This is a genomic window from Bradyrhizobium sp., assembly GCF_052389815.1.
Classification (GTDB): Bacteria; Pseudomonadota; Alphaproteobacteria; order Rhizobiales; family Xanthobacteraceae; genus Bradyrhizobium.
In genome coordinates this window covers 1-6,460 of record NZ_JBQTHN010000166.1, presented here as the reverse complement: position 1 = coordinate 6,460, position 6,460 = coordinate 1, and the positions used below count along the sequence as shown (strand labels likewise).

7 protein-coding genes and 1 tRNA gene are annotated in these 6,460 nt (G+C 65.6%); 2 read left to right on the top strand and 6 right to left on the bottom strand.

Translation table 11 applies throughout. The features are described 5' to 3' along the window. The 3 genes from ACT4OC_RS25025 to ACT4OC_RS25015 all read right to left on the bottom strand — a co-directional run. The coding region (locus ACT4OC_RS25025) for a DNA polymerase III subunit delta' (RefSeq protein ID WP_444841725.1) at positions 1-596 on the bottom strand (596 nt) is incomplete at its 3' end. Further along, a complete protein-coding gene (gene tmk / locus ACT4OC_RS25020) occupies positions 593-1,276 on the bottom strand; it encodes a dTMP kinase (protein WP_444841724.1) in 684 nt (227 codons plus the stop codon). The genes ACT4OC_RS25025 and tmk, both read right to left, overlap by 4 nt. A 2-nt stretch (positions 1,277-1,278) precedes the next feature. After that, entirely contained in the window at positions 1,279-2,547 is a 1,269-nt protein-coding gene (locus ACT4OC_RS25015) for a D-alanyl-D-alanine carboxypeptidase family protein (protein ID WP_444841723.1), read from the bottom strand. Positions 2,548-2,712: 165 nt separating this feature from the next. Here ACT4OC_RS25015 and ACT4OC_RS25010 point away from each other — a divergent pair, with 165 nt between their 5' ends. After that, a complete protein-coding gene (locus ACT4OC_RS25010) occupies positions 2,713-3,657 on the top strand; it encodes an alpha/beta fold hydrolase (RefSeq protein WP_444841722.1) in 945 nt (314 codons plus the stop codon). An 87-nt stretch (positions 3,658-3,744) separates the two neighbouring features. On the opposite strand, the gene ACT4OC_RS25005 is transcribed toward ACT4OC_RS25010, so the two are convergent. After that, positions 3,745-4,644, bottom strand: a complete 900-nt coding sequence (locus ACT4OC_RS25005; protein ID WP_444841721.1) for a septal ring lytic transglycosylase RlpA family protein — start codon at positions 4,642-4,644, stop codon at positions 3,745-3,747. 781 nt (positions 4,645-5,425) lie between these two features. Between ACT4OC_RS25005 and ACT4OC_RS25000 the strand changes: the two genes are divergently transcribed. Next, positions 5,426-5,515 (top strand) — tRNA-Ser (locus ACT4OC_RS25000). A 55-nt stretch (positions 5,516-5,570) separates the two neighbouring features. Here the strand turns inward: ACT4OC_RS25000 and ACT4OC_RS24995 are convergent. Beyond that, positions 5,571-5,963 carry a type II toxin-antitoxin system VapC family toxin gene (locus ACT4OC_RS24995; RefSeq protein ID WP_444841720.1) on the bottom strand — a complete coding sequence of 131 codons (393 nt, stop codon included), beginning with the start codon at positions 5,961-5,963 and terminating at the stop codon, positions 5,571-5,573. Then, a complete protein-coding gene (locus tag ACT4OC_RS24990; RefSeq protein WP_444841719.1) occupies positions 5,960-6,181 on the bottom strand; it encodes a FitA-like ribbon-helix-helix domain-containing protein in 222 nt (73 codons plus the stop codon). Before ACT4OC_RS24990 ends, ACT4OC_RS24995 begins: the two co-directional genes overlap by 4 nt. Between the last annotated feature and the right edge of the window lie 279 nt (positions 6,182-6,460).

Below are 6,460 nucleotides of genomic sequence, written 5' to 3'. Positions count from 1 at the left end.
GCAAGCGGCCGCAGCGGCAGCTTGCGACATCGGGACAGGATGGTCGGCAGCACCCGCGCCGGCGCGTGGCTGACGAGGAGGAACAGCGATTGCTGCGGCGGTTCCTCGAGGATTTTGAGCAGCGCATTCGCCGCGTTGGGAGTGAGCTCGTCGACGGTATCGACGATGCAGACCCGCCAGCCCTCCACTGCCGCGGTGGATCCGAAGAACGCGATCGTCTCGCGCGTCTCGTCCACCGTGATCACCGTGCGCAGCACGCCGCGGTCGTTGAGGCCGCGCTCCAGCACCAGCAGGCCGCCATGGGAGTCGGCCGCGACTTGCCGGGCGACGGGGTCATTGGGATCGACGGCCAGCGTCGGCGCGCGCTGCACGGATGGCGCCAGCGCCTGGCGATGCGCCAGCACGAAACGCGCCATGCGGTAGGCCAGCGTCGCCTTGCCGATGCCCGGGGCGCCGCCGATCAGCCAGGCGTGCGGAATCCTTCCGCTGCGATAGGCGGCAAGCAGCGCCGCCTCCGCCTCGCGATGCCCGAACAGCTCGGTGGTCTCGCGCGGATGTCTAACGGTGGTCTCTTCCGATGTCTTGCGCGCGCTCATGCCGATGACGTCGCCATCGCGAACAGATGGTCGCGCAGCGCCGTCCACACCTGCGCTGCGACCGCCTCGGGCGGCGGCGTCGCGTCGATCAGCACGCAGCGGTTGGGATCCTCGGCGGCGATCTGCCGGTAGGCCTCGCGCAGGTCCTGGTGGAACTTGATGTCCTCGGATTCGAAGCGGTCGGCCGCGCCCTCTCCGCGCCTTGCCGCCGCCCGCTGCAGCCCGATTTCGACCGGCACGTCGAGGATGATGGTCAGGTCCGGCTTGAGATCGCCGATGGTCACCCGCTGCATGGCGTTGAGCACGCCGGGCGACACATTGCCGAGCCGGCCCTGGTAGGCGCGTGTCGAATCCGAGAAGCGGTCGCACAGCACCCAGGTGCCTTGATTGAGCGCCGGCTGGATCACGGTGCGGACGTGATCGTCGCGGGCCGCCGCAAACAGCAGCGTCTCCGCATCCGGCCCGAGCAGCTTGCCCATCCCCGACAGTACGACGTGCCGGATCACCTCGGCCCCCGGTGAGCCGCCGGGCTCGCGGGTGACGATGGCGCGCAGCTTGGCCGCCGCCAGCCGGTCGGCCAGCATCCTGATCTGGGTCGACTTGCCCGAGCCCTCCCCTCCCTCGAAGGAGATGAACTTGCCGCGTCCGCCCGGCCGCCTGACTGCTGCTGCCTCTCCCATGATCACAACTTCGCGGCGCTGGCGCGGAACAGGCCGATGACGAGCTCGCTCGCACCATCGACGGCACGGCGCATGGTCGAGCCGGTGCCGACCGACTCCGCGGCAAACACCGGCGCGTCCATCGCGATCTTGTCGCCGCGCCAGACGCGGACCACGCCGATTTTCTGTCCTTGCTGGACCGGCGCCCGCACCGGGCCGCTATAGACGATGCGCGCGATCAGCTTCTCGTTGCCGCTCTTCGGGACCATCACCTTGATCGCCTCCGGGCTTGCCAGCTTCACATGGCGGCTCTCGCCGCCGAACACGCGCGCGTAGCCGACCTGCTGGTTTTCGGCGAACAAGGTCCGCGCCTCGAAATTGCGGAAACCCCATTCCAGCATTTTCTTGGCTTCCTGGGCGCGGTCATCGGAATCGTCCAGCCCGTTGACGACGACTATCAGCCGGATGTCGTTCTGCACCGCCGAGCCGACCATGCCGTAGCCGCCTTCCTTGGTGTAGCCGGTCTTCAGCCCGTCCGCACCGCTCAGCGAATTGAGCAGCGGATTGCGGTTCTGCTGGCGGATCTTGTTCCAGGTGAATTCGCGCTCGTTGAAGAGCTTGTAGAACTCCGGAAAGTCCAGGATCAGATGCCGCGCGAGTTTCGCCAGCTCCCGCACCGTCATCCTGTTGTTGGGATCGGGCAGCCCGCTGGCATTGCCGAAGGTCGACTTGGTCAACCCCAGCTCGCGCGCCCGCCTGGTCATGTGGTCGTTGGCGAACATGCGCTCATTGCCGGAGATGCCTTCGGCCAGCGCAATGCAGGAATCGTTGCCGCTCTGGATGATCGCGCCGCGCAGGAGGTCCTCGACCGGCACCTTGCTGTTGATGGCGGCGAACATGGTGGAGCCGCCGGAAGGCGCGCCGCCCCTGCGCCAGGCCCCCTCGCTAATGCGGAACTCGTCCGTCAGCTTGACCTTGCCCTCCTTGATCGCATTGAACACGACCGCGGCCGTCATCAGCTTCATCATGCTGGAGGGCGCGCGGAGTTCGTCCGCGTTCTTCTCGAACAGGATGCTGCCGGAGCTGGCTTCCATCAGGATCGCGGTCGGCGCATCGCCGTCGAAGGCGTGCTCGTCCTTCTTGCCGCCCTGCACGCTGTTGTTGGCGGCGTAGACCGCCCCGTCAGAGGTGAGTGCCAGGGCGACGGTCAGGGCAAGGCCTGCTGCCACGAGCCGCCGCAAGGCGGGCGGGACGAGCCGGAATCTGTGCAAAAACGAAGGTTTGCCGGCCATAGTTCACGTCCTCAGGGAGCGGCGTTCTAACAGTTGCAGAAGACCGGAACAACACGGCTTTTGGCGGGCATGCGGGCCGTCCCGATCCGATTTGCGGTAGGCACGGAGCGCCCCTATCGTGGCTGCGTCCCGCCACCGCGAATCCCTGCGAGAAACGAAAAAGCAATGTCATCCTCACGCACGATTGCCGTCAACGGCATCGAGATGTTCCTGCTCGAACAGGGCGAAGGTCCGCTGGCCGTTCTGTGCCATGGCTGGCCGGAACTGTCCTACTCCTGGCGGCACCAGATTCCGGCGCTCGCGGCAGCCGGATTCCACGTGGTGGCGCCCGACATGCGCGGCTTCGGCCGCACGTCGGCGCCTTCGGACGTCGGCGCCTACACGATTTTCCACAATGTTGGCGACATCGTCGCGCTGGTCGCAGCGCTCGGCGAGAAGCAGGCTGTCGTGGTCGGCCACGACTGGGGCGCGCCCGTCGCCTGGCACTGTGCCATGTTCCGCCCGGACATCTTCACGAAGGTCGCCGGCCTCAGCGTGCCGCCGCCGGTCCGCGGCCGCGGCCGGCCACTGGAGACGCTGAGCCAGAACGGCATCACCAATTTCTACTGGCAATATTTTCAGCCGCCGGGCGTTGCCGAAGCCGAGTTCGAGCGCGACGTCGCGCACACCATGCGCACCGTGCTCGCCGGCCGCGGCTTCTCCGACCCGTCGGCGCATCAGTTCGTCGAGGAAGGCAAGGGTTTTCTGCACGGCGGCGATCGCGACCGGCCGCTGCCGGCCTGGCTGACCGAAGTCGACCTCGCCTACTTCAGCAAAATCTACGCACAGTCCGGCTTCCGCGGCGGGCTGAACTGGTATCGCAACATCGACCGCAACTGGGAGCTCACCGCGCCCTGGCAGGACGCCACGATCGATCAGCCGTCGCTGTTCCTTGCGGGCTCCAGGGACGGTGTCATCACCGGCCTGATCGGCGCCAGGCGCGTCGCCGACATGGAGCGCGTGCTGACCGACCTGAGGGCCAAGATCATCCTCGAGGGCGCCGGCCACTGGGTGCAGCAGGAACGCCCCGACGAGGTCAATGCGGCGCTGGTCGAGTTCCTGAAGGGCTAAAGCGCGATGAAATTAGGTTGAACTCGAGCGGCACGCTCGGTTCACCTCTCCCAAGGGAGTGTTGAACCGAGTCCGCCGCATGACCGATCAGTATAGCCCCCGCCCGCTGAGGATCTCGCGCGGGCCGCGCGGATCGATCGGGGCATAGGCCGTGGGCTCGGCGGCGAAGCGCTCATCGGCCTCGTAGGAGACGGCGCGCGGATTTTCTATCCCACGGCCACGGGAACGGCTCGATGCCGACAGCTCGGAGGTCGCATTGCTCCCGAGACTATAGGGGCGTCCCTCCGGCAACGGCACCTCGCCCCGGATCGGCCGGCCGCCGGCCGCGAGCTCCGGGACGAACGGGCGTGCGGCGGCGACCCGCACCGTCGACGGGGCCGGCGCCGGCGTGCCGGTGCGAAGGGTTGCCAGGAGCTGGCGGTCGTCGGTGCCTTCCAGGGGCGCCCGGCCGACATATTCGACCCTCACCCTGGCGACCCCGTTCTGTTTGAATTCAAGGAGTTCGGCAGCCTTGTTCGAGACGTCGATGAGGCGGTTGCCGTGATACGGCCCGCGGTCATTGACCCGCACGATCAGCGACTTGCCGTTCCTGACATTGGTCACCCTCGCATAGGAAGGGATCGGCAGGGTCGGATGCGCCGCGGTCAGCGAGGTCATGTCGAAGACTTCGCCATTGGCGGTCAGCCGGCCGTGGAAGTCCTGGCCATACCAGGAGGCCATGCCCTCGGCCCGGTAGTTCGGGTCTTCCTCGGGAACGTAGACCCGGCCGGCAACCGTGTAGGGCTTGCCGACACGGTAGGTGCCGCCGCCCCTCGGCACGGGATCGCCGAGCGCCACCACGCGCGGGCTCGAGGACACCCCGTATTTGGGATCGACGCGACTTGCGAATTTATCCTGGGAGGCGCAGTTGGCGAGCGTCAGGCAAGCGATCGCAACAGCCACGCCACGCGCCGCCCGGAATGCCGGATCTGACTGCCGAATCCCCATGCCCCAAACTACCATTTCCCCGGCCGCCTGCCCCCGGGAAGGGTTGCGTGCAGCCTCAACGCCGATGCGGCCCACCTCCACATCGAATGGTGACGATAACGCAACGCGAAGGCGGCGGAAATGGGGAGAGCCATCCCGTGGTGAATGAATCGTTGCCACACTTCCCGTTGAAATACGGGCCTTGTTGTCCCTCTTCCGAACACTGTGTTGCGTCAAAACCTCACTTCTTCCCGATCTCGTTTCCCGGCCTGGAATCTTTTTGACTGTGCAAGGCCACAGTCGTTTGGTCATGCGCGGGGCGGAAGGACGTATTGCAATGATCGAGACAGTGACAGCGGTTTTGGGTCTGGTGAGCGCGGGCATTTTCCTGGCGCACGCCTTCGACGGCTATCGTTCCAGGGCCTGACGACCGCTGAAGGCAAGCAAGCGACTGCACGTTCAAGAAGCCTGTTCCGAGATCTTTAATCAATTCGGACCAGCATCGCGAGTGGCAGGTGTCTCATGCGCAACCAGGATGCAGTTTCCGGCGGGTTTTTGGCACTGACGACGGCAAGCCTCGTGCTGCTGTGCTCGAGCCTCTTGGCCTTCGCCTTCGCCTGATGCAGTTCGGCCGGGCCCGGATCGGGCGGGCATCGTCCTTCCACCGATCGCATCGGTGCGACAGCCTTGCCCGGCTTCCGGGGCAAACCGTCTTTCACCACATACTTCCTTTCACCCCGGGCGTCGCCGCCTTCGCTTCGCATTGCCTGCGAAGGCGGGCTACGATAAGCGATCCGGCAACGGAAGGGTGGCCGAGTGGTTTAAGGCACCGGTCTTGAAAACCGGCGTGCCTGCAAGGGCACCGTGGGTTCGAATCCCACCCCTTCCGCCAAACCCATCGTCGATATGACTTGTTCGCGGCGTCGCGGCTGCGGCGCCCGGCGGGGTTACACCAGTTCGATCTGCGCGCGATGGCCCGCGGCTGCGGCCAAACGCCTGTCGCGCGTCAGCAATGGTGCGTCGAGCGCCTCGGCCAGCGCGACATAGGCGGCGTCATAGGCCGTCAAATTGTTCCGCAACTCCCATATGCGAGGCAGCAGGAAGTCGTGCGGATAGCGCCGGAGGGCCAGGTCCGCCAGATCTGTAAGTGCCACACGCCCGCGCTCGCTATCGATTTCCCCATTCGCGGCATAACGCCGGATCACCTGGGCGACTTCGACATCGAGCAAATGAGGCGCGTAAAATGTCTGACGAGGAGCGAACAGTCTGTCTTCCACCGCCTTCGCTGCTGGCGTTCGGAGAAGGACCTCAAGCAGGGCCGAGGCGTCGACGACGATCACGCGTGATCGCGCTCGGCGCGAACCGCATCGGCCGGCATGACGGAAGGGGCCGTTGCAGTGCGGCTGTGCAACCGCGCCCGCAACTCTTCAAGCGTCGGCCGTTCCGCGACCTGGCGAATCTCGCTCAGCAGATAGTCGGACAGGGACATGCCTGCCAACGCTGCACGCGACTTGAGCCGGCGATGCAATGCATCCGGGACATTGCGGATCTGGACCATCGTTCCCATGCAAAAAGCATAGAAACATGTGCTGCACATGTCAACGTTTTCCCGACGCGTATCGAGCCATGGCGTTGAAAATGCTCATCATCCTACGGCGCGAAGCGACGAGGCGCGAGATGAGGCGGATGCCTCGCCACAGCTGGGGCGCTGCGCTCGCTACCTTCCAGCGAACTTGTCCACAACCTCAACGCAGCAAGTTCCGCGATCTCCAAATCGCCACCTCTTCGGCAAATTGGGGTCGCAACGATTGACAACGATCTCCTGTGCTTCTTGGGG